Origin of the sequence: Limnothrix sp. FACHB-1083 (assembly GCF_014696485.1) — a bacterium.
Lineage (GTDB): Bacteria > Cyanobacteriota > Cyanobacteriia > CACIAM-69d > CACIAM-69d > CACIAM-69d.
This window is the reverse complement of sequence record NZ_JACJQD010000007.1, coordinates 208,473-229,878: the sequence shown is the minus strand read 5'-3', so window position 1 is coordinate 229,878 and position 21,406 is coordinate 208,473. Positions and strand designations below refer to the sequence as shown.

Annotated in this window: 19 protein-coding genes; 6 read left to right on the top strand and 13 right to left on the bottom strand. The window is 56.8% G+C overall.

The window, feature by feature from the left end:
- Positions 1-350 precede the first annotated feature (350 nt).
- Both H6F46_RS11155 and H6F46_RS11150 read right to left on the bottom strand, forming a co-directional pair.
- The gene (locus H6F46_RS11155; RefSeq protein WP_190355182.1) at positions 351-842 is read right to left on the bottom strand and encodes a hypothetical protein; all 492 of its coding nucleotides are present in this window, start codon (positions 840-842) and stop codon (positions 351-353) included.
- Positions 843-933: 91 nt separating this feature from the next.
- On the bottom strand, positions 934-2,268 hold the full coding sequence (locus tag H6F46_RS11150; RefSeq protein WP_099533550.1) for a P-loop NTPase fold protein: 1,335 nt from the start codon (positions 2,266-2,268) through the stop codon (positions 934-936).
- 362 nt (positions 2,269-2,630) lie between these two features.
- Between H6F46_RS11150 and H6F46_RS11145 the strand changes: the two genes are divergently transcribed.
- The 3 genes from H6F46_RS11145 to thiD all read left to right on the top strand — a co-directional run bounded on the left by H6F46_RS11145 (position 2,631) and on the right by thiD (position 5,911).
- Positions 2,631-3,524, top strand: a complete 894-nt coding sequence (locus H6F46_RS11145; RefSeq protein ID WP_190355183.1) for a cell division protein FtsQ/DivIB — start codon at positions 2,631-2,633, stop codon at positions 3,522-3,524.
- Positions 3,525-3,774: 250 nt separating this feature from the next.
- A complete protein-coding gene (ftsZ, locus tag H6F46_RS11140; RefSeq protein WP_099533548.1) occupies positions 3,775-5,052 on the top strand; it encodes a cell division protein FtsZ in 1,278 nt (425 codons plus the stop codon).
- A gap of 46 nt (positions 5,053-5,098) precedes the next feature.
- Positions 5,099-5,911 (top strand): bifunctional hydroxymethylpyrimidine kinase/phosphomethylpyrimidine kinase, encoded by an 813-nt coding sequence (gene thiD, locus H6F46_RS11135; RefSeq protein WP_190355184.1) that lies wholly within the window; start codon positions 5,099-5,101, stop codon positions 5,909-5,911.
- 188 nt (positions 5,912-6,099) lie between these two features.
- Here the strand turns inward: thiD and H6F46_RS11130 are convergent, their stop codons facing one another.
- The gene (locus H6F46_RS11130) at positions 6,100-6,246 is read right to left on the bottom strand and encodes a hypothetical protein (RefSeq protein ID WP_190355185.1); all 147 of its coding nucleotides are present in this window, start codon (positions 6,244-6,246) and stop codon (positions 6,100-6,102) included.
- Positions 6,247-6,342: 96 nt separating this feature from the next.
- On the opposite strand from H6F46_RS11130, the gene H6F46_RS11125 reads away from it, so the two are divergent.
- A complete protein-coding gene (locus H6F46_RS11125) occupies positions 6,343-6,924 on the top strand; it encodes a hypothetical protein (protein ID WP_206753587.1) in 582 nt (193 codons plus the stop codon).
- A 242-nt stretch (positions 6,925-7,166) separates the two neighbouring features.
- Here H6F46_RS11125 and H6F46_RS11120 read toward each other — a convergent pair whose 3' ends face one another.
- On the bottom strand, positions 7,167-7,619 hold the full coding sequence (locus H6F46_RS11120; protein WP_143473035.1) for a hypothetical protein: 453 nt from the start codon (positions 7,617-7,619) through the stop codon (positions 7,167-7,169).
- A 370-nt stretch (positions 7,620-7,989) separates the two neighbouring features.
- A complete protein-coding gene (gatB, locus tag H6F46_RS11115; protein ID WP_190355187.1) occupies positions 7,990-9,474 on the bottom strand; it encodes an Asp-tRNA(Asn)/Glu-tRNA(Gln) amidotransferase subunit GatB in 1,485 nt (494 codons plus the stop codon).
- 467 nt (positions 9,475-9,941) lie between these two features.
- On the opposite strand from gatB, the gene H6F46_RS11110 reads away from it, so the two are divergent.
- Positions 9,942-11,303, top strand: a complete 1,362-nt coding sequence (locus H6F46_RS11110; protein WP_190355188.1) for a tol-pal system YbgF family protein — start codon at positions 9,942-9,944, stop codon at positions 11,301-11,303.
- Positions 11,304-11,360: 57 nt separating this feature from the next.
- Here H6F46_RS11110 and H6F46_RS11105 read toward each other — a convergent pair whose 3' ends face one another.
- From H6F46_RS11105 to H6F46_RS11090, 4 genes are all read right to left on the bottom strand, one after another.
- The gene (locus tag H6F46_RS11105; RefSeq protein ID WP_242027900.1) at positions 11,361-11,789 is read right to left on the bottom strand and encodes a hypothetical protein; all 429 of its coding nucleotides are present in this window, start codon (positions 11,787-11,789) and stop codon (positions 11,361-11,363) included.
- A gap of 8 nt (positions 11,790-11,797) precedes the next feature.
- Positions 11,798-12,649: a segregation/condensation protein A gene (locus H6F46_RS11100; RefSeq protein ID WP_190355189.1), complete on the bottom strand. Its 852-nt coding sequence runs from the start codon at positions 12,647-12,649 to the stop codon at positions 11,798-11,800.
- Between the two features lie 247 nt (positions 12,650-12,896).
- Positions 12,897-13,943: an NAD(P)-dependent oxidoreductase gene (locus H6F46_RS11095; RefSeq protein ID WP_099533540.1), complete on the bottom strand. Its 1,047-nt coding sequence runs from the start codon at positions 13,941-13,943 to the stop codon at positions 12,897-12,899.
- A gap of 109 nt (positions 13,944-14,052) precedes the next feature.
- The gene (locus H6F46_RS11090; RefSeq protein WP_242027899.1) at positions 14,053-15,309 is read right to left on the bottom strand and encodes a glycosyltransferase family 2 protein; all 1,257 of its coding nucleotides are present in this window, start codon (positions 15,307-15,309) and stop codon (positions 14,053-14,055) included.
- A 745-nt stretch (positions 15,310-16,054) separates the two neighbouring features.
- Here H6F46_RS11090 and H6F46_RS11085 point away from each other — a divergent pair.
- Positions 16,055-17,449, top strand: a complete 1,395-nt coding sequence (locus tag H6F46_RS11085) for a WecB/TagA/CpsF family glycosyltransferase (protein WP_190355190.1) — start codon at positions 16,055-16,057, stop codon at positions 17,447-17,449.
- Here the strand turns inward: H6F46_RS11085 and H6F46_RS11080 are convergent.
- The 4 genes from H6F46_RS11080 to hisB form a co-directional block, all read right to left on the bottom strand.
- On the bottom strand, positions 17,446-19,053 hold the full coding sequence (locus tag H6F46_RS11080) for an N-acetylmuramoyl-L-alanine amidase (RefSeq protein WP_190355191.1): 1,608 nt from the start codon (positions 19,051-19,053) through the stop codon (positions 17,446-17,448). The genes H6F46_RS11085 and H6F46_RS11080 overlap by 4 nt on opposite strands.
- A gap of 153 nt (positions 19,054-19,206) precedes the next feature.
- On the bottom strand, positions 19,207-19,926 hold the full coding sequence (locus H6F46_RS11075) for a PHP domain-containing protein (RefSeq protein ID WP_190355192.1): 720 nt from the start codon (positions 19,924-19,926) through the stop codon (positions 19,207-19,209).
- Between the two features lie 339 nt (positions 19,927-20,265).
- The gene (locus tag H6F46_RS11070; protein ID WP_190355193.1) at positions 20,266-20,787 is read right to left on the bottom strand and encodes a hypothetical protein; all 522 of its coding nucleotides are present in this window, start codon (positions 20,785-20,787) and stop codon (positions 20,266-20,268) included.
- The gene (gene hisB, locus H6F46_RS11065) at positions 20,787-21,404 is read right to left on the bottom strand and encodes an imidazoleglycerol-phosphate dehydratase HisB (RefSeq protein ID WP_099533559.1); all 618 of its coding nucleotides are present in this window, start codon (positions 21,402-21,404) and stop codon (positions 20,787-20,789) included. Before hisB ends, H6F46_RS11070 begins: the two co-directional genes overlap by 1 nt.
- Positions 21,405-21,406: the final 2 nt, after the last annotated feature.

Genomic DNA, 21,406 nt, shown 5'->3' with positions numbered 1-21,406 from the left:
CCAGGAGATCGGCTCAATCCATTCAAGACGCACGACAAATCCTCAAGCACTCGGCACTGCCAGGATATTGATTTAGTGTCTTAGGGCACTTAAGAGATCACTCAACGATCACTCAGCAATGCGGCTCTATAAATTTTGCGTAAAATCAGGAAAATCTCGGGAATAGCAGAAAAGTGCTGCGCAGAAACTTTCCCAGCACTCAGCACTGACAAGGCACTGATCCAATGTCATGGGGTACCAAGGAGATTACCCAGCAGTATAGCTCTACAAATTTTGCGTAAAATCGGGAAAATCTAGGAAATTACAGGAAAATTCCGAAAAAAAATCCAACTTGTTGGAGCAGGGAAGCGCTAATTGCTCAACACTGAGGCGAGAGGCTGAGGCTGCTGCTCAAAGAAGCGAATGCTGGTGGGCGTGCGGTTTTTGAGATCGGGGGCGTAGCGGGCTAGGTGGCGCACTACCCGATCGTTGACCCACAAAATGATGGGAAATCGAAACTGATGAGTAAAGGCGTTGAAGGCCCGATTGGTGGCCACCAACAGATCATCCAGTTCTTCTAGGGTTTCCAGCCCGGTAACCACCAGAGCTTGAGGTGGGTGTTGGCGACAGAGATTCTGGATGGGTGACAAGAGCGATCGGGCGGAGGTGGGCAACTGCAAGCACCCGACCTCCAAGGACAGCATCTCGCGTAAGCGATTAGTGGCACAACGCTGAACCGTTGGATCGTTGCAGTGCGCCAGAATCAGGGCAAATTCTCCCTGCTGGTGCAACAGAGTTCTGGCCAAAATGGCAACAGATCGCTCATTGGCGTTGGCGAGACCGCCTGGAACTTTGGGGCCCATGGCTTAACGCTCCTCTTTGGGAACAGTCGCATGACTGCTACGTATTGCGCCTGGGTGGATGGGTTAGGCCCAGGCGGCGATCATCTGGGAGTTAGCGGTTTTGTTGCTGCCAAGCTTGAAACCAATCGGTTTCTTCAAGGGAAGGGTTGATGCCAAACCACCGTCCCTGGGCATCGCGGTACTCGTAAACAATTTGAGTCCGCAGCAGCATTTGGTAGCTGTCCTCGCCACGCACACTTTGTTCGCGGACAACCTGGAAAAGGCGCTCTCGCTCAATGTCATCGATCGACAGGGTGAGATCGTCCCGACTGTCGCGAATGGCGCGCTCCAAGTTCGCCCGAGCAAAGGGAGGGTCTTCCTGCTGTAGGCAGCGATAGAGTAATCCTAACAGGCTTCGGGGGTGACCACCACTGACCCGACAAAGACGATTTAGGGTTTCCAAGTCTTCAAAAACTTCGCTGACATGGCTGAGTGCTTCGGTGGGAGAAAGGTTTGGAAAAGCCCTCGCCAAAACAGCCGATCGCAAGGCTTCCATGCCTGGTTCAAAGGGTTCCCCATTCCGAGTCCGCACCGGAATCATTGACAATACTTTGGGAGCCAAACCGCCGCCTAAGCGGTTTTTCATCGCTTCGTATTCGTCAGCAAACATTAACGAAAGGGGAACGGTGTAGACCAAATGGCAATTAATTCGCCGGAGCTGAGCACCGCGATCGATAAATAAATATTCCGGTTGCCGTCGCCCGATCGAGGGTAAGGTGCGGCTATCCACCCGATCAAGGTTATCCACAATCACCACTAGGCCCTTCTTGCCGCGCCGCAGCAATTCTTGGGTGGCCCGCTGAATAATTTCCTCGTTAATGGCCCGCAGAATTCCCTCCGTTCGCGGTTCCAGATATTGCCGCAATTGGCTGCGTAGTTTGGGATTGTCCTGGGTTTTGGCGGTAATTTTGGCAATTCCTAGGGAAACCTCCGCCTGAGCACCCAGTTCGATCGGGGTTTGCAGAAAATCTGAAACCTCTTGGAACAAATTGGCAAAATAGCTGGGTTTCAACTTAATGCCGACGGCATCTAAGTTTTCGCTGACCTGGCGAGTAATGGCCAACAAAATATCACTAATATCCACATCGGCCATGTCTAAGTCTTGGGTAGACTCGAAATAGACCACATGGAAATTCTCTTGCTCCAGTTCAGCTTTCAACCGCAAGAGTTCCGTGGATTTTCCACAGCCAATGTGTCCCGTAAAAAGCTGACAAGTGGGCACATCGGGAGAAATTCGGACGATCGTCCGTTTCAGCTCACCGATGATATTGCCACCGCGCACATTCGAGAAATCAATATAGTATTTTCGATCTTCCGGCTTGGCGAGATCGAGCGTATAGGAAGGATTACAGGCCTTAAAGAAGCGGGATATATCGTCAATTGCCATGGTACTGAGAAATATCGGCCAAAGAAAACAGCAACAATCGACTTGGACTAGGGCTACGATGCAACCATCATGACCAACCTAGCGATCAAAGTACAGGGACACCGGCATTCACCCTGAAATCTATTCCTGAAATCTTGTCCTGAAATCTTGAAATTGATTGAAGTTGTGCAGTTTGTCCTGGGTTGCTGCTGCGGTGGGCATGGCGAGCAGCGGCAACTATTCTAAAGGGCCCCATTTTGAATTGGGGTTGGGGGTCTTGGCCACTGAAGCTCAGGAGAAATCAGCAATCCCTTGCAGGAAGCCATTATTCAGGACACTATTCCAGACGCTATTACATAAAACAGATCAGTTAAATGGGCCAGATGTTTAACGGGCCAGATGACGGGCCGGATCCAGACCTGGATCCGCTTGTTCCCTTGTCTCGCCGCCACTTGGATCTGCGGCGATCGCACCTTCGCCGTCGTCGCCACTGGAAAATTGCGCGGCGGAGTTGGCGCTTGGTGGCGGTGGGGTTGGTGGCGATCGCGACGGCCAGCTTGGTTACGTCTGCCCCTTGGGTGATTCGGGGGCCCGAACAGGTGGACGTGCTGGGCAATCGGATGCTGAGCGATGACCACGTGCGATCGCTCCTGGGTATCAGCTATCCCCAATCTTTGTGGAAACTCCAGCCCCAAGTGATTGCCGCCAGTTTGCGGGCCAGGGGCCCCGTGGCCCATGCGGAAGTCACTCGCCAACTGTTGCCGCCCAAGTTGGTGGTGCAGGTCACGGAGCTGTTTCCGGTGGCTGTGATTGAGTCCACGGTTCCGGTGCAACGGGCTGGCGGCAACCCACGCGCCCAAATCGGTCTGATGGACAGCCAGGGCACTTGGATTGAGCTAGAGCGCTACCAAGCCATGCGCCCTGTTCCCCAATTGCCCGTGCTCAAGGCGATCGGGGACTATGGCACGATCCAACGGGAATGGGCTTTTATCTACCGTTGGCTGAGTCTGTCGCCCGTGGCCGTGCAGGTGGTGGATTGGCGCAACCCCCGATCGATCCGTTTGCAAACGGAATTGGGGCCCGTGGAATTGGGAACCTATGGGCGCGATCGCTGGGCCCAGCAAATGGCCCTCCTGGCGCGGATGCGATCGCTCCCGCAACAACTTGATCCCAGGCAAATTGATCACATTGATTTTCGGGATTTGGAGCGACCCGCCATCCAAATGCGATCCACCACTCTGGACAAGGGAGCACAACAACAGCTAAAACCACCCTAGTAACACTGTTGTTGCCTGAGCACATTGCCTGAGCACATTGCCTGAGCATTCCACCCGTTGATCGGATTTCCGCCTCAGCAACTTCCCCACACTCGTTTACGCCCCGGCCCCCTTGATCCAACAGCCGCCAGATTGCTGAGATAACTTTTTTCCAGCAACTTTCAGCAACTTACCCTATAGTTGTCTACAAATTCTGTAAATTCTGTCGGTTGGACAATCTAACCTTCGACCCTTTTAGCTTGCCAATCCCATGACGCTTAATGACCGCCTGGGGCCTGCCCAAGACAACCCAACCGCCTACGACTCCGCCGAGTACCCCCGTGGAGCCAGCGGAGCCTATGGAAGTGCTGGCCTGCCCCTCAGCAATATCGGTAGCGGCTTTAAGAATAATGGAGATGGCGGGATGCAGCCCGGTGAAACTGCCAAAGGAAGCGAGATCGTGCCAGGAAGCATCGCCCGTATTAAGGTCATTGGCGTAGGTGGTGGCGGCGGCAACGCTGTGAACCGCATGATTGCCAGCCAAATTTCCGGCATCGAGTTTTGGTCCATCAACACCGATGCCCAGGCCCTGACCCAATCGGCGGCCCAAAACCGCTTGCAAATTGGTCAAAAGCTAACCAAGGGGCTGGGGGCTGGCGGCAACCGCACCATTGGCAAAAGCGCCGCTGAAGAGTCCCGGGAAGAAATTGCCAACCTGGTGCAAAACACAGAATTGGTCTTCATTACGGCCGGCATGGGCGGCGGCACTGGAACCGGGGCCGCCCCGATCGTGGCGGAAATGGCGAAAGAAGCCGGTGCGCTGACGGTGGCAGTGGTGACCCGGCCCTTTAAGTTTGAAGGGCGGCGGCGGATGGCCCAAGCCGAAGAAGGCATTGCGGAACTGCAAGCCCAGGTGGACACCACGATCATCATCCCTAACGATCGCCTGCTGGCCGCCATTCCAGAACAAACCCCCGTCCAAGAAGCCTTCCAGTTTGCCGATGACGTGTTGCGGCAAGGGGTTCAGGGAATCTCTGATATCATCACCATTCCCGGTTTGGTGAATGTGGACTTTGCCGATGTGCGGGCGGTGATGGCCGATGCCGGTTCGGCGCTGATGGGCATTGGTATTGGTTCCGGTAAATCCCGGGCCCGCGATGCGGCCAATGCGGCTATTTCCTCCCCGCTGCTCGAAGCCAGCATTGAAGGGGCCAAGGGCGTGGTCTTGAATATTACGGGTGGTCGCGATCTAACCCTCCATGAGGTGAATGCGGCCGCTGAAGCGATCTATGAAGTGGTTGACCCGAACGCCAACATCATCTTCGGCGCGGTGATTGATGAGCGACTGCAAGGGGAAATTTGCGTCACGGTCATTGCAACGGGCTTTTCGGCAGATTTGCCCCCCAGTCCGGCGGCGGGCCGCTTGGGCACTGGTTTACCGCGATCGACCCCCAAGCCCCTCCCAAACCCCACGGGCGACCAAAAGGGCAACAGCATGTTGGGTGGGCTAGATATTCCCGAGTTCCTGCAACGGCGGCGGAATCCCTAGGCTCCCCGATCCCACCCGATCTTGATCGTCCTAGATCATCTAGACCATGAGCCAGGGATTGCAGCCCCCGATCGCCTTGACCATTGCCGGTTCCGATAGCGGCGGTGGCGCGGGAATTCAAGCCGATTTAAAAACCTTCGCCATGCACTGTGTTCACGGTGCTTGTGCTTTAACCTGCGTGACAGCCCAAAACACCTTGGGGGTCACCAGGGTTGACCCATTGGCTCCGGCGGCGGTGGTGGCCCAAATTAATGCGGTGGCGATCGATTTAGGCATCGCAGCGGCCAAAACGGGCATGTTGCTGAATCGAGATATTATTTCGGCCGTGGTCGATCGGCTCACGGCCGACCCGTTACCGGCCTTGGTTGTGGATCCGGTGATGGTGTCCCGCACGGGGGCGCAGTTGATTGATGATGACGCGGTGGCACTGATGCGCGATCGGCTGTTGCCCTTGGCAACGGTGGCCACGCCCAATTGCTATGAGGCGCAATTGTTGGCCGGACGGGCGATCGAGTCCTTGGCGGATTTGATCGCGGCGGCGAAAACCATTTGGCAGTTGGGGCCCCAGGCGGTGGTGGTGAAGGGGGGCGGTTTGCCGGGAGATTTACGGGGCGTGGATGTGTGGTTTGCGGGCGATGAACCGGTGGTGTTGCGAACGGAAACCGTGGACACCCCCCACACCCACGGCACGGGCTGTAGTTTGTCTGCGGCGATCGCGGCGAACTTGGCCTTGGGACAAGCCCCCTTGGCGGCAACCCAGGCAGCCAAAACCTACGTCACGCAAGCATTGCGCCATGCTCTGGCGATCGGGCAAGGCCAGGGGCCGATCGGGCACTTTTTCCCATTGTTAAACGGTTGATTGAACGGTTGATCGCCCCTGCATCGCACCCCGTGAATTCCTGACTACCGATCTCCAACCACCAATCCCCCACCGCGATCGCACCCTCATTCCCCAATCCTGGAAGTTTTGAGCAGTAAATTGCCCGAACGCGCTGAATTTTCACCAATCTCAGCACCCTAGCGGGCGTGGGCAGATTTGACGACCGATCATCGGCCAGTTTCGCAGGCGACAATCAGCCCCTCCCCAGTCCGGAAGTCTGCTGCTTCGGTAGGAAGAGGAAAAAAGATGGTGACGATCGCTACGACCGGTGGTGAAAACACGGAAATTGGGCGATCGGGGACAGGCTGCTGCATGACTGAGATCGGTCTCCGTTTGCGATCGCCGTCGCCATCTGTGATTGCTAACCGAGTGAAACTAGAGATATCACAAGCATGATGGGCGATCGAGCAATGATGAGCACGCATTCCCCCAAATCTGGCCAGCGTCCAGAGGACAACGTGCGGGCGATCGCCGACGCGTTGGCCGTCTATCTCGCTTGGTCGTTTCGCAACAGTGTGACGCAGGTCAAAAAAACAACAACCGCTACCCCGGAAGTGCCCGCTGCGGGGCGGTCAGCTTCGGATTCCCAACCATCAACCACGGTCGAAGCCATGGCCAACCAACCGCCAGCCGACTTGGCCGACTCTGGGGCCTTGCCGGCCACTCCGGAGAAGGCTGAGGATGACTCAGTGAATTTACGGAGATTGACCCAGTTCGCGCAACCGGGCCCGGACGCGATCGAGCCGATCCTTTCCTCTGAGTCATCTTCTGAGTCACGGCCGACGGCTGAACTGCGGGCGGAAACGGAACCCTCCCGTCAATTGCCAGGGTTGACTGCGGCCATGACCACCACGGAAACCATGACCAGCGGCGTGAATTTCCAAAGTGAGCGATCGAGCACTACCGCTCCGACTCAAGGATCGCCAGACTCCGATTGGGTAGATTTTTGGGCCGATCCTTGGGATACGGCTCTGGAACCGGGCATGGGTTAAACCGGTTCTCACTCGATCGCCTAGCGACAACCTTCACGGCTGACCTTCACAGCCAAACCATTCTGACCAACTAGTAGCATGACAGGCTGAATACATTGGGTCAAAGTTGCGGAGCCAGTCGTGGTAACAAGGGGCTTAAGCCCCTTGCTAATTAACGATCAGGCGACGGTAACAGCCATGTGATTTAACCCAGCGAATTAAGGCAGCCATGCTAATAGGGCGAATTTTCTGAACCGACCGCCCTAAACCAGCCAGCCCGTTTCGTCATCATTACTCTTGCGCGGGTCGATCGGGCCCGAGACCGAACGGCGCGGCGGCAATCGGCGCGGGGTCGGTGCATTGGGACGAGTCAGGGGCTTCGGCAGGTTGCGATCGTTCATCGGGTCGATCGGGGCGGGGGCAACCGGCGGAGCCAAATTCAAAATGCGGGGCTTGCTGCGGCGCTCCGGCACAATCGGGGCTGCCAACTTAGCCGGCAATTGTGGTGGTGTGCTGGCGGGGAGGCTACGGCTAGCGATCGCCGGGGCCGCAGGTTCCGCTTGTTGGGCTAACCACAACCGCAACCCATCCTCGATCGCATTTCCAGGTGCATCGGTCAGTTCCAACACCCGATTGATCAAGGTCGGATCCAAGAAAACCGTATATTGCTCGCGATGTTGGCTGGACTGACCGGATGGGGCGGATGGTGCAGACATGGAAAGCGTAGCGATCGGGTGGGCAAATAACTAAATCCATTGTCGCCTGTTTTGGGGCCGATCGCCCATTGACCTGGGGCCCAACCAATCCCGAGTGGACGATCAGCGGGTCAACCTCGCTCGGGCAGACGACAGCCACCGATCGGCCGCTAGCAGGCAGGCAACCAACAAGCCATGGGGCGGAAATTGGCTTAGCCAATTGGCCTGGCAGGATTCGGCAAAAAATTGACAAAAAAAAGGAGAGTCGTTGCGGACTCTCCCAGTCATCAGGGTGCATCTACTTAGCACAGTATAACAGCAGAAGGGCGAGGGGTGTCACCCCCTTTTTTGAAATTTTGATGAACTCTTGGAAATCCAGCCGGCCGATCGCCTAGCCATTCAGCAACTCCTCCAGCAATTGGTTCGTGAGCTTCGGATCCACGCGGCCGCCGCTCTTCTTCATCAGTTGCCCCACAAAGAAGCCCTTCAGCTTGGTTTTTCCAGCGCGATATTGTTCCAGTTCCGCCGGATGGGCCGCCAAAACCTCTTCGATCAGGGTCTTGATCGCCCCTTGGTCAGAAATTTGCACCAACCCTTTGCGATCGACCAGGGCCTTGGGCGAGCCACCTTCCGTTAGCAGCTCCGGCAGAATGTCCTTGGCGATTTTGCCGCTGATGGTTCCATTCACAATTAACCCCACCAACTCCGCCAACTCCGCCGGTTTCAGGGCCAAGTTTTCGATCGACTGTTTTTCGTTCTTCAGCCAAGCGGCAATATCGCCCATGATCCAGTTCGCCGCCTGTTTCACATCACCCCCAGCGGTCACCGTGGCTTCAAAATATTCCGCCACCGCCCGCTCATCGGTCAGCACCTGGGCATCGTAGGCCGACAGCCCCAGCTCCGTTTCATAGCGATGGCGCTTTTGGGCAGGTAACTCCGGTAACTCCTCACGCCAAGATTCCCGTTGCTCTTCCGACACCACGATCGGGGTGAGATCCGGCTCTGGGAAATAGCGATAGTCGCTGGAGCCTTCCTTAGAGCGCATGGAAATGGTGCGTTGGCTGCCCTCTTCCCAAAGACGGGTTTCTTGGACGATCGGCTCGCCGGTTTCGATCGCCTCAATTTGGCGCTCAATTTCGTACTCGATCGCCCGCTGAATCGCGTTGAACGAGTTCATATTTTTGATTTCAACCTTCGTGCCAAAGGCCTTTTGGCCCACCGGCCGCACCGACACATTCACATCACAGCGCAGGGAACCCTCCTGCATGTTGCCGTCACTGATGCCCAAATAGCGCACAATTCGGCGCAGTTCCTTGGCATATTCCGCCGCCTCTTGGCCCGTGCGAATATCCGGCTCCGAAACGATTTCCACCAGCGGCACACCGGCTCGGTTGTAGTCCACCAGGGAATAGGCTGACCCGGCCAGGCGATCGGCCCCCGCATGAACCAACTTGCCCGCGTCTTCTTCCATGTGCAAACGGGTGATGCCAATCCGTTTGCGGGTGGCGTTTCCTTGCTTGTCCACAATTTCAATTTCCAGCCAGCCATGCTCCGCGATCGGCAGGTCGTATTGGGAAATTTGATAATTTTTGGGCAAGTCGGGATAGAAATATTGCTTGCGATCGAACTTGCTGTAGGGGGCGATCTGACAATTGAGCGCCAAGCCCGCCTTCACCGCATATTCCAACACCTTTTGATTCAGCACCGGCAGCGTGCCCGGCAACCCCAAGCACACCGGATCCACATGGGTGTTGGGATCGGCTCCAAACTCCGTGGAACTGCTACAGAAAATTTTGCTTTCCGTGCTCAGTTGGCAGTGGGTCTCGAGACCAATGACGGCTTCGTATTCGGTCTTGGCAGGCGCGGCAACGGTCATATGCTTGGCTGAACTTGCTGTGAGTGACGGATGAGAAGTTAATAAACCGAAAGTGCATGAACCAGAGTTGAATGAACCCAGAGGAACTGAGTCCGGCTGAATCAGAAGACCGATTCAGTAGACCGATTCAGTGTCCATGGCCCATGGCCCGTCCAGTATTCCTACTGTGGGTCTTTGAGCGCGATCGGCCTAGAATCCCGAAAGGGCCCCAGTTGGCATGATTGAAAGGGTGAATCAACCGTTGAGCCAGTGGCCAAATCAACTAGCCAGACCATCACCCGATCAAAAACCCGATCAGAGCGCTCGGACTTCATTCTATCGCTAGCGATCGCCCGGCCCCGGTTGGAAGCAAAACTTTTGACGGTTGCCCGGGCCATCGACCGGGCGCTTGACCTAGCAATTTTGACTGGCTTTTTGACTGGAATTCATTTCCAGGATTCAACAACTCAAGGATTCAATAACGGAAGGTGGCCGTGCAACGCAAGGGGCAAATCCTGATTGGGCTGTTGGGGGTGTTGGCGGTTGCGGGGCTGGGTCTGGAGTGGTGGCTGCGTAGTGACCCGATTTTGAGGGCAGCGCGATCGGCCTATGACCAAGCCAACTGTGCTGCCGCAATCCCTCGGTTTCAGCAGGTGGCTGATCGATCCGCTCCGGACGATCGAGACCCAACGGCTGTGGAAAGTCGCTATCGGCTAGCGGAATGTCAGCTTTATCAAACCGCTGAACAGGCCCAAAAGGCTCGCCAATTGAACAAGGCGTTTGGAGCCTATGTGCAATTTGCCAAGATTTATCCCCACAGTGCGCTGATTGGCGCGGTGCGGGCTAATGTGCGCCGAATTTTGGATCGCACCAGTCCGGGCAGCCTGGCCAGTCCGGAAGCTTGCCGAGGGTTAACCATTCTGCTCGATCGGGCCGTGGTCAGTGCCGAACACCCCAGCGCACCGCTGTTGTTGTTGACCTGTGGGCGGCTGTTTACCCAACGGGCTGAATATGCCCGGGCTGTCCATACCTATGTGGCTCTGGAAATTCACTATCCCGATCATCCCGTGATGGAACTGTTTCCGGAGGAGCTGGCCCAATTGCTGCGGTTGGGGCAATTTTCGGAATCTTCGGTGCGCAATATCTATCAGGTGATTGAGCAACGGGATTTGGATCGACTGAATTGGACAGCCCGCCCGGAACCGGATACGGACTGGATGATGGCGAATCCGCGCTCTTGGGAATTGGTGCAACAGTGGCTGGCCAATCCGGAATCTTGGCTGATTCTGGGAGGCGGGGCGGTGGGTTTGGGGTTAGGGCTGGCGGCCAGTCGCTGGTGGCGGCACCGATCGCCCCGGCCCCGGCGATCGGTTTCCCGGCGATCGCCCGTGCGAGTCACCCAAGAACGGCCTACGGGGTTTCGATTTGATGGGGGTCAATATCGCCTGACCCGGCAACAGCTCAACCAAATCAAGGCGGAACCCAGCCAGACCATTCCCAAAACCCAACCTCAGCAGGCCGATCGCCCTACGCCCTCCCCGTCTACCTCGTCCACCGCTTCCTCGTCGCGATCCACGTCCTCTCGATCAACTCCACCCCCATCAGCCCCATCCCGATCGCGGCGCGATCGCCCGGCGGCCAAGCGGCCGCCCCGCCCAGACCCCAAGCCCAAGCCCCCCAAAAGTCGCGGCCCCAGCCGGGCCCTGGAAGCGCAACTGTTGCTGTTAGTGCAAAACCAGCGATCGACCGCTGAACGCTTGGTGGCCTTTGAGCGATCGCGGATGCCGGGTAAGTCGGAGGATTGGTACTGGCAAGCGGCGATCGATCGGCTCATTCGCGATCGGCGCTAATCAATTGCTGCTAATCAGTTGTTCCTAACCAATCGTTGCTAACCCAACCAGGAATCTTCAGGGTTGAACCGGGCGATCGCGATTGGCCAACCACCAACCCAGCCCAATGCCCAGAAAGCTACAAACCAAATCCACCCCGCTAAAGGTGCGATTGGGGGACAGGCTTTGTAACCATTCTTCCGCCGCCGTCCAAATTGCAAAGCCCAAGGGAAACAGAGGCCAAGCGCGACCGCCCAGGCGGATGGTTTTCCAGCGGCTGAAGCGGTGGCCCAGGTAGCTGCCCATGGCATAGAGGATGATGTGGCCGGGGATGTCGTAGTGGGGAATTTTGCCTAAAAAACTGGGTAGATTTCCCGTGTAGGCCAGCCAAAGAATGCCGCAAAACAACAGGCCATAGAAGGGAGCCAGCCATCGCATCCAATCCACATGGGGCGATCGGGCGGCGGGCGTGGGGTCGGGTTCGCTGGGGCGATCGAGCGGTGACATAGATGGAGTTAAGGGTCTGGAATAGGCGGCAAAGGATCCGGCAGCGATCGCACCCGCAGGTCTTGATAAAACTCCGTTTGATCCAATTCCACCTTCGATTGGGATGCCAGCAGCAGCAACGCCCAAAAGGCCCCTGCCCGATCGCTCTTGGTGGGTTGGTCACTGAGCAGCTCACCTTGACCCATTGACCCATGATGCGCGATCGTCAGCGGAATTGCCTGGGGGCCCGTGCGGGGGACTTGAGCGACCAATTCATCAAAACTCAGCCATCGATCGCCAAAGGGGCGCAAAAATGCCGCCAAGGCCTCCGAAACTTCCCCCAGATTTTCTTGGTGCGCCAACTGCTGCACCGCGCGCATTTTTTGGCGGCGGTTGGGGCGGCGGGTTTTGCGGGGGCGGGCCGGTTGGGTGGCCAACAGGCTGGCCACCTGCTGCAATTGCTCAATCATGTCGCCCAAGGACACGCGCCGCTGGCCGGTTTGGGGAGCCACGCCGCGCCGCTTCAGGCATTGTTCCAAATGCAGGGGCAACCGACCACGGGCGATCGCCTCAATGGCAGATTCCGCTTCTTCTTCCCAATCATCGCCCTCCGTCAGCGGTGGAAATTCGGCCAGGGTCAACCGGTTCGCCTTAATCAACACCAACAGGGCCGCCGAAACAAAGGCCTGAGCCGATCGAGACAGATGCACATCGTAGGCCGCCTTACCCATTTGGCCCGCCACCGGTTCGATCGCCCGTTGCAGTTGATCCAAGTACCGATCCAACACCTCCACGGCCCGCACATCCCACGGGTCGATCGACCCCTGTTCCGCCATTTCAATCAATGAGGCGATCGTTTCTTGGATGACTAAGCCAGCCATAGGCGACGGTAAAGAAGGGGCGTGGAAATAGTTGGGTTAGCGTGCTGGGGTTGGGAACCCTAGTGGCATGACAGGCTCAATTCGTTAGGGCAATGTTGCGGAGTCAGTTGCAATAACAAGGGGCTTAAGCCCCTTGCTGCCTAACGATTCGGTAACAGTAACAGTCCACTCACGTTAACAGTCATTTGACTTCACCTGTGAAAATAAACTTGCCGTGCTACTAGGCTAAAAAAAACGAGTTGCAAAACTAGTGATGACCCAGGGATTCCCGATTGGATTGTTGCAACCACTCGATCGTTCGGCGACAGCCTTCCTCAAAGGACACCGGAGCACGATAACCCAAGCGGGTTTCCGCCTCTGTTAAGGGTAAATGCCATTGGCAGCGGTAGAGAGCCGAAAGCTCCTGATTCAAAGGCGACAACACCGGGCGCGGCCGCTGGCCGCTGGCTCGTTTGCGTTGGGCTTGCAAACCCGATAGCAGTGTCCCCACCAGGCGCATTCCCCGCAGTGTTTCCCGCAACTCTTCCTTCACACTGGGGCGAAAGGCTTCGATGTTGACGTTGGGCAGTTGATCAAAGGATTGACCGAGGGCGGCCGCGATCGGGCGGTAAAGGTCAGCCCAGGTCACCACTTCCTGATCCCCAATGAAAAAGGCCGCGCGATCGACCTTGGCCGCTTCGGCCGCCAGCGCAATCCCATGAACTAAGTTATCCACATAGACACTGTTGCAAATGCCGCGCCCATAGTCCGCTTGGTAAGCCACGCCATCGGTGACCGCATTGGCGAAAGCCTCGATCCAAGTGGACTTGGGGCCCCAAACAATCCCGGGGCGGATGATGACTAATTCGGTTTTGGTCTGTGCTCGATCGGCCTGTAAGCGCCACTCTGCCCTCACCTTGGCGTTGTTGTAGGCGATCGGGTAGTTGTCCCGCAGGGGGCTTTTTTCCGTGGTGCCGGGGGCCGGCGCTTGGCCATGCACCACGGCACTGCTGAGATAGATAAATCGTTTCACCTCAGCATCGGCGGCCGCCTGGTAAACCACGGGCGCGTTTTTGCGCACAAAACTGGGACTACCGGCCAGGCAATAGACCGCCGCTTGGCAACCCGTCAGGGCTTGGGCCAGGGAAGTCGGTTTGGTGGCATCAGCGATCCGGGCGATCGCCCCTTCCGGCACGCGCTTGGGCACCGATCGCCCGATCGCCACCACCGTGAAGTTCGGATCCTGCGCCAGCATCTCCACGACCCGCTGGCCAATAAACCCGCTGGCCCCAATTACGCCCAAGGTTACGGTCATCGTTGCCCACTCACTCCATAGCTCGGAAAATTTGGATTGGGAAATGGGGACAGTGATCGAAAATCTCGAAATCGAAAGTATCAAAATCGAAAATATCGAAAATGATGTTCTAGTCCCGCTCCGTGCGTACCCATTCCGTCTGTCGCCGCTTCAGGAATCCCAAATAAATCGGCACTTTTTGCAGCACATAGATCGGAATCATCAGCAACATTCGGGCTGACAGAAACGGCCGCCCCACTCGCCACCAAGCCAGGCCGATCGCCCCAAACAAGACCAACCCCAACACCCCCATCCCGATTGCAGGTTGCCAACGCCCCACCAGGGCCCCCACACCGGTCACCGCGATCGCCGCACCCACCCAAATCATCACCAAAAACGACAGGGGCGGCACTAGCAAATCCAACCCCATCACCAGCAGGGGGCCATTACCGGTGCGAATGGCACGCCCCAACAACGGCGGCACAACGGAAGTCATCGTTTGCAAGTGACCATGCTCCCAACGGGTGCGTTGGCTGGTGGCGGCGCTTTCGGCCTGGGGCAACCGACCGGTCACGGGCGCGTCGGGACAAAACAACGGCGGCGAGCCGGCCACCGTCAGATCAATGCCCATTTGCATATCCTCCACCAGATTGCCGCTGGCCAGGGGCAGTTGGGCGATCGTCTGCCAAGGAAATGCCATCCCCGTTCCATTTAACAGACAGGGCAACCCCAACCGCCGCAATCCCTCCGATCGGGCAAAATTTTTGACCGCAAAGGCAAAGGCCGAAACCCGCCGCGCCGCGCTGGGCGATGGCGGCAGTTCCATCAAATAGCGTCCTTGCACCGGGCGATTGTGCTTCAGCGCCCACTGCCCCAAGCGATCTAGGCTGCCCGGCTCCAGGGTGCAATCCGCATCCACAATCACCACCACCTCCGGCGGCTCCTGGGCCAACACCCGCACCCCAAAATCGAGAGCATAGCCCTTGCCCCGCTGCTCGGTGTTGAAGCGCTCCGCCACATCTGCACCGGCCGATCGAGCCAGTTCCGCCGTGGCATCGGTGCAGTTATCCGCCACCACCAGGAGCCGATCGCCCGGTTGCAACTGGGGCTGAATGGCTTGGATGGTTGTCCCGATCGAGGCCGCCTCATTGTGAGCCGGAATCAGCACCGCCACCCTGGGCCGTCGCCAGCCCGCCGTGGAGGGCGATCGGCCAAAACCCGGCAACAGCCCTCCCACCAAACACTCGATCGCCAACATCGCGATCGGCAACGACACCAGACCCGTCACCCCCCACAGGGCCCACTCCACCCCCAAGGCGACCTCAACCACCCCAGATTCAAGCAGCAGCGGCGGCATCGGTTGCCAGATTGAGAAGCAGTTAGCCATAGGTCGATCGCCTGAGAAATAAAGAGTCTTGTGGTGATTAGTTGAGCGAATCGCCTTCGCCACCCCCAAGGGCCAACTCAGAGCCTCATGAGCGCCAGATTCGCGCCAAATCTGCGCCAAATAGGTCAATCACCATCACTTTACCTAGCTGAAATATCAGTCGCAATACTCGTCAAAACACCCTTAATCGGCTCCATTCTGCCTAAAACCACAGGGCTTGCAAAGGGCTGCAGTCAAGAATTGCCAGATTAGGAGAACTTCCCCATTATCTCCAATTGGCTTAATTCAACCCCAATTCAGACTCGATTCAGCTGGGGAAATTCACTAGTCAGTTTTTTAAAGACTTTTTGAATGATTGATCGAAAAACGATGGTCTTGATGCCCTCAATCACGGTGGGCATTATGATAGCTTCATAAGGATCCGGGGTGCAAGCCAACATTGGGCAAGGCCATTACAGCTATTAATTGGGCATCGCGATTAGGCCCTGGATGAAACAGGCAAATTGGATCGTTCAACTGAGCCATTGAATTCGGCCATTAGACCAATTTTGACCTAATGGGGAAATTAACCCTGAGGCTGTTCCCCAAGGGTGGATGAATATCACGAGTGCAGCGAGTGTATTTGACCAGATATCTGGAGCGATCAGCATTTTTGTCTTTCGAGCCACTGATTATCCATCTCTCATCACTGCACAATCACTCTGAGTGTCACATCTCAATAACTACCTATTTTGGAGAGGCTGCCATGACCTCGATCGCACCCAAGGTTCCGATTCTGAACATTACGCTCGACAACATTTCCCAACAGAAGTTGTTGGCAAATTTGAAACGGGGCGGTTGGGTAACCACGCCCAATATTGATCATTTGGTTAAAACTCGGAGAGATGAGGTTTTTGACACGATCTATCACAAAGCCGATTACTTGGTTTGTGATAGCCAGGTTTTGATTTTTGTAGCCAAGCTGATGGGCCACCACATCACTGACAAAATCTCGGGATCCGATTTCTTTCCGGTTTTTTATGAATACTATGCCTATGACCCAGAGATGACTATTTTTCTGCTGGGGGCCATGGAGGGAGTGGCCGAAAAGGCTCGCCATTTAATCAATGAAAAGGTGGGCCGCGAAATGGTCACGGGGGTTTATTCACCACCTTTTGGCTTTGAGCGCGACCCGGTGGAATGCGCCAAGATTGTTGACTTGATTAATCAATCACGGGCTAATGTTCTGCTGGTGGGAGTTGGCGCACCCAAGCAAGAAAAGTGGTTTTATCGCCATCGCCATTTGCTGAAACATGTGACGGTGGCCTTTGGCTTCGGGGCGACGATCGACTTTGAGGCGGGCAATGTGCCCCGATCGCCCCGCTGGATGAGCCATGTGGGTTTGGAGTGGCTATTTCGGTTGTCCTGTGAGCCAAAGCGTCTTTGGCGGCGTTATTTGGTGGAGAGTTTGCCGTTTTTTATGGATTTGGGGGCGGCCCTGTTGGGTCGCTACCGACTGCACCGACCGATCGGGATCTTGCTGCAAGAGGCGGGATTTTTAACCGAAGGGCAATTGCAGGAGCTAATTGAGTGGTATGAACTACGCCAGCCACTACCCCTAGAACAAATTCTGTTAGCCAAGGGCGTGGTGCAGCCACCGGTTTTGCAGTTTTTTGAAACGGTTTTGCCACGGTTGGGCGAGCGATCGGGGGTGGATCTCCAGTCGCGATCGGCGATCGTCCAGCTCTGCGAACAGGCTGGATTGTTGACCCCTCAACAACTCCGGGAGTTGGAAGCCGGTGACAGCCCATCACCAGAATTAGTGGCGATCCAGCGAGGGTGGTTGAGCGCCCAAATGGTGCGGCTGTTGCAATTGGCAATCCCGTCCGGCGGCCTGACCCTGAAGCCCGAGGCGGCCCTTTACCGAGCTGGGTTGATTGATTTTGATTGGATTGCGGCGGCTCGGGCCTATCAACGCAATCCCCAGTGGCTAACGTTGGGCGAGTTGGCGGTGGCTCGGGGCTTAATTTCCCATCGTCTCCTGGTGTTTATGCAGGAACACCAAGCAGAACTGTCAGCCTTACCTGATCCCCAGGCCCTGCGCGATCGGTTGGCGGTGGCGGGACTGGCCGCCCCCAATGGTTTGAAGAGGACAGCTTAGCGGCCAGGGCCGTTGAGATATTCGATCGTCCCTCGGGCGATCGCCCAGGCCATTTGCGATCGCCAAGTGGGATTGGTCAGCAGGGCCGCATCTTGTCGGCCCGTCACAAAACCGGTTTCCACCAAAATTGAGGGCATTCGACTGTTACGCAGCACATAGAACCGAGCCGTGCGCACCCCGCGATTGCGCATGAACGGAAAGGCGCGCATGATGCTTTGTTGCACCGCCTGGGCCAACTGGCCACCGGACTGGTGGTAGTAGGTTTCCACGCCACTCACGTCCGGGCGATTAATACCCGCTGAGTTGGCATGGACACTAATAAACACGGTGGCATTAATGCGGTTAGCCAACTGGGTGCGCCCATCCAAGCTGATGAAGGTGTCGTCATCGCGGGTCAAAACCACGTCGGCCCCTTGGCGACGCAGCAGAGCCGCCAGTTGCAGACCAATATCCAAAACCGCTTGCTTTTCTTGTAGCCCCCCAATCCCGATCGCCCCGGGATCGCGACCGCCATGGCCCGGATCCACCACAATGCGCACCCGCCGATTCAACATCGGCAAACCGCCCAGGCGAGGATCGGGGTAATCGTTCACCCAGCCAGGCGATTGGCCAGAGTTGTCCGGTTGACGGGGCCAAGGCCGCGGCGGCAAAGGGTTGGCCGTGGGCGGGTTGGCAGCGGGGGGATTCACGGCGGTGGTGCTGCCGATCGGTTGGGCAATCACCAAGCTCTCTTCGGCGCGAGCCTGCCAATCGGGGCTGCTCGGATCCACCACCAACAAAATTCTTACCCGAGGCGGATACCCACCTCGTTGGGGAGTGACGATCAGACGGGTTACGCCCGCTCGGCCGCCCACGAGTCGATCGACCCCATTGGCGATCGAAGCGTTATCTAACCAAATTTCGATCTGTCGGCGATCGGGGCTGCGGTTCACCGTAATACCAGGAGTTCCGCCGCTCACCCGCAGGGCCAATCCGCCCTCAGACAGTTCCACCCCCTCCACTTGAGCGATCGGGGAATTGCCGCCCGATCGTTCCAAAACCTCTCGCAATGCGCCGGGAATCCAAGGACGATCGGAACCGTTGGAATTATTGGGGCTATTGGGAGGCGTGGGTTGTGGGCGATTCCGCTGGCCAGGAAGCACAAGCTGCTGGGGAGGCTGCTGGGCAAGTGGTTCTCCGCCCAGTTCCACCGTCCATTGGGTCGGAGACAAGCTGCGCACCCGCACCCGATCGGGATCAATGCGATAGCCCGGTTGGAATTCGATCGCGATGCGGGTGGTGTTCCGATCGGGCTGGCCCACGCGCACCGCTCGCACCATACCCCCAAACCGCTGTTCCTGAACCGGTTGGGCCAAGGTGGTGTCTGGCAGGTCAATGGCCAGGCGATCGGGCCCCGACACAATTTGGGCCCGGGGCTGCACCCCTTCATCGGTCGTGAAGCTCAATTGATTGCGTGCCGGATCAAACCGCCAATTCAGCAGTTGCCCGGCCTGGGCTGGCAACGCTGCCACCAACGATCCCAGCAGCCCCAACAGCCCGACGGCTGCCATTTGCTTTCCGGGGGCCGACTTCCGGCCATCGCCAAACAAACGCAAAGCAACCAAAATTGATCTCCAACAAACCAAAACTGCCGGGCTGATTGGGCGATCGACATTGGCCCGTCTTGGGTGTCACTTCAGACCCATGCGATCGCGCCCCCTTGCCGAATGCAGTTTAGCGCCCAGGCGAAATTTTGACCAAATTTGCTCGTTAGAGATCTACAAACGCAGCAGCAAATTCGGCCCGTGGGTGTCTGTCCCGCAAGTCATCAGCAGCCCAAATCGTTCCGCCAACTCTTTTACTCGGGCGGTTTGATCGGGGCTAGGAGTCCAAGGATTGGGATTGTTATAGGCATAGTAAGCCTCTACCCCATCAATCCCTAGGGTTGCCGCCGCCATAACCAGGGGCTTGGCATCCAGGCGATAGCGAGCGGGGTGAGCCAGCACGGCAATGCCCCCCGCTTGTTGGATGGCATGAATCACTCGATCGGCGTAGTAATACTCATCGCGCACGGGTCGCCCTTGCAAATAGGGCTGAATCACATCAGCGCTGATATCAAAGGCATAGCCCAGGATATGCACCTCGGTTCCCAGCAACCCTGCATTAATTTCAACCCCCGTCCACAAATGGGGAACCACCAGCTCAGGGTTCACCGACTTAGCCAATTGCAGCGCCTTCGCCGCAGCGAGATAGCCATTCACACTGTGGTGATCGGTAATGGCAAAGCCTTTGAGACCAATTTGCAGGGCCTGGTTAATCAAATCGGTGGGGCTGAGGCGGCCATCGGAGGCCGTTGTGTGCATGTGAAAGTTGTAGTGACGCGGGCAACTCGTCGGAGTCAAAGATTGGAATACGTCCCGCAGCAGCGCCTGGTCTTCAGCCGTCACCGAAGCTGTCACCGACAGCGGACTCAAGCCACGGGTAACGCGAGCTGTCATAGCGACACTCCCAAAGAATGGAGAAAAATGGCTTCACCAATCTTAAACAATTTTTAAAGACTTTCTGTTGCAATTCGTCCTGTGCCATGCATTCGTCATAAATGGTCTTTGGTCAAAAAAGAAACCCTCTAGAATTTTGATGGTTTTAAATGCAAATCAAACTACTTTTTGATGATCCCAAACTTTTAGAAAGTTTTTAAAAAGTTTGAGAAAAAGGCAAAAAAATTCCCGGCCAATCCTCACGCCTACCGTGGGTCTGTTTGAGGTGGGGATCGGCCGGGCCAAAACTGCCTCAACTCTGGGATCAGGAGAGTTGGCAGAGTTAGCAAAAATCAATCATCAATTGATGGCAGTTTGGGTGATGGCGGTTTGGATGATGGCGGTTTGGGTCGCCACTTCACCCGATCGGGTGCTGAGGGAGCTGAGATTGGTGCGCGGCTGCAAGAGACGGGGAGCGCGATCGAGCATCAATTCTCGGCTGAGACCCTCGCGAGCATCATCCCGGTTCAGCAAACTGCAAATCAGCTCGCCGGGCCCATGGGGGTCGAACACATGGCGGATGCCATCCAGCCCGACCCAAATTCGGCGGCGGCAGTTGTAGGCCGATCGGGGCCGTTCCACCCCATCCACCGCCACCGTGGCCCGAAACTCCCAGTGTTTCTTGGCACTGCGCTGAATTTTCAGAATGCAAATTTGCTGACCATGCCAGGGCCGACAAAAATCCGCCGCTTGGGCTGCCGGAGTTTCCAGCCCCCAAATCAGCCCCCCCAGCAAGCCCCCCAACAGCAGGAACCCAGCCAGCACCAAACCGACCCGCCAGTTTTCAAGCCAACGCTTTTGGATCAATCGCCCCTTTGCCACTAGAGCACACCCTTGGAACTGGGAATTTTGCCAGCACGACGCGGATCCACCTCGATCGCCATGCGCATCGCTCGGGCAAAGGCCTTGAACGTGGCTTCGATGATGTGGTGCGAGTTGATGCCATCCAGTTGGCGAATGTGCAAGGTCATTTGCGAGTGATTCACCACCGCCACGAAGAATTCCCGCACCAATTGGGTGTCGTAGGTTCCCACCCGTTCCGTGGGGATTTGCAGCCCATAGCTCAAGTGGGGCCGGCCGGAAAAGTCCAACGCCACCTGCACCAAGGCCTCGTCCAAGGGGGCGACAAAGTGCCCAAACCGGACGATGCCCTTGCGATCGCCCAAGGCCTGATGCAGCGCTTGGCCGAGGGTAATGCCCACATCTTCGTTGGTGTGGTGATCATCAATATGCACATCCCCAGTGGCTTGGATATCCAAATCAATCAGCCCATGGGAGGCAATTTGATCAAGCATGTGATCCAAAAAAGGCACGCCGGTTTGGGCAGAGCAACGGCCCGTTCCATCCAAATTCAAACCGACATGAACATCGGTTTCGCCGGTTTTGCGGCTGACGCGGGCGGTGCGATCGGGCGTGAGGATAACGGGGCGATCGAGCATCG

Excerpts from the sequence above, each read along its gene's own strand:
- H6F46_RS11155 (WP_190355182.1), bottom strand. The coding sequence starts at position 842 with ATGGGCCCCAAAGTTCCAGGCGGTCTCGCCAACGCCAATGAGCGATCT.
- H6F46_RS11150 (WP_099533550.1), bottom strand. The coding sequence starts at position 2,268 with ATGGCAATTGACGATATATCCCGCTTCTTTAAGGCCTGTAATCCTTCC.
- H6F46_RS11145 (WP_190355183.1), top strand. The coding sequence starts at position 2,631 with ATGTTTAACGGGCCAGATGACGGGCCGGATCCAGACCTGGATCCGCTT.
- ftsZ (WP_099533548.1), top strand. The coding sequence starts at position 3,775 with ATGACGCTTAATGACCGCCTGGGGCCTGCCCAAGACAACCCAACCGCC.
- thiD (WP_190355184.1), top strand. The coding sequence starts at position 5,099 with ATGAGCCAGGGATTGCAGCCCCCGATCGCCTTGACCATTGCCGGTTCC.
- H6F46_RS11130 (WP_190355185.1), bottom strand. The coding sequence starts at position 6,246 with ATGCAGCAGCCTGTCCCCGATCGCCCAATTTCCGTGTTTTCACCACCG.
- H6F46_RS11125 (WP_206753587.1), top strand. The coding sequence starts at position 6,343 with ATGATGAGCACGCATTCCCCCAAATCTGGCCAGCGTCCAGAGGACAAC.
- H6F46_RS11120 (WP_143473035.1), bottom strand. The coding sequence starts at position 7,619 with ATGTCTGCACCATCCGCCCCATCCGGTCAGTCCAGCCAACATCGCGAG.
- gatB (WP_190355187.1), bottom strand. The coding sequence starts at position 9,474 with ATGACCGTTGCCGCGCCTGCCAAGACCGAATACGAAGCCGTCATTGGT.
- H6F46_RS11105 (WP_242027900.1), bottom strand. The coding sequence starts at position 11,789 with ATGTCACCGCTCGATCGCCCCAGCGAACCCGACCCCACGCCCGCCGCC.
- H6F46_RS11100 (WP_190355189.1), bottom strand. The coding sequence starts at position 12,649 with ATGGCTGGCTTAGTCATCCAAGAAACGATCGCCTCATTGATTGAAATG.
- H6F46_RS11095 (WP_099533540.1), bottom strand. The coding sequence starts at position 13,943 with ATGACCGTAACCTTGGGCGTAATTGGGGCCAGCGGGTTTATTGGCCAG.
- H6F46_RS11090 (WP_242027899.1), bottom strand. The coding sequence starts at position 15,309 with ATGGCTAACTGCTTCTCAATCTGGCAACCGATGCCGCCGCTGCTGCTT.
- H6F46_RS11085 (WP_190355190.1), top strand. The coding sequence starts at position 16,055 with ATGACCTCGATCGCACCCAAGGTTCCGATTCTGAACATTACGCTCGAC.
- H6F46_RS11075 (WP_190355192.1), bottom strand. The coding sequence starts at position 19,926 with ATGACAGCTCGCGTTACCCGTGGCTTGAGTCCGCTGTCGGTGACAGCT.
- hisB (WP_099533559.1), bottom strand. The coding sequence starts at position 21,404 with ATGCTCGATCGCCCCGTTATCCTCACGCCCGATCGCACCGCCCGCGTC.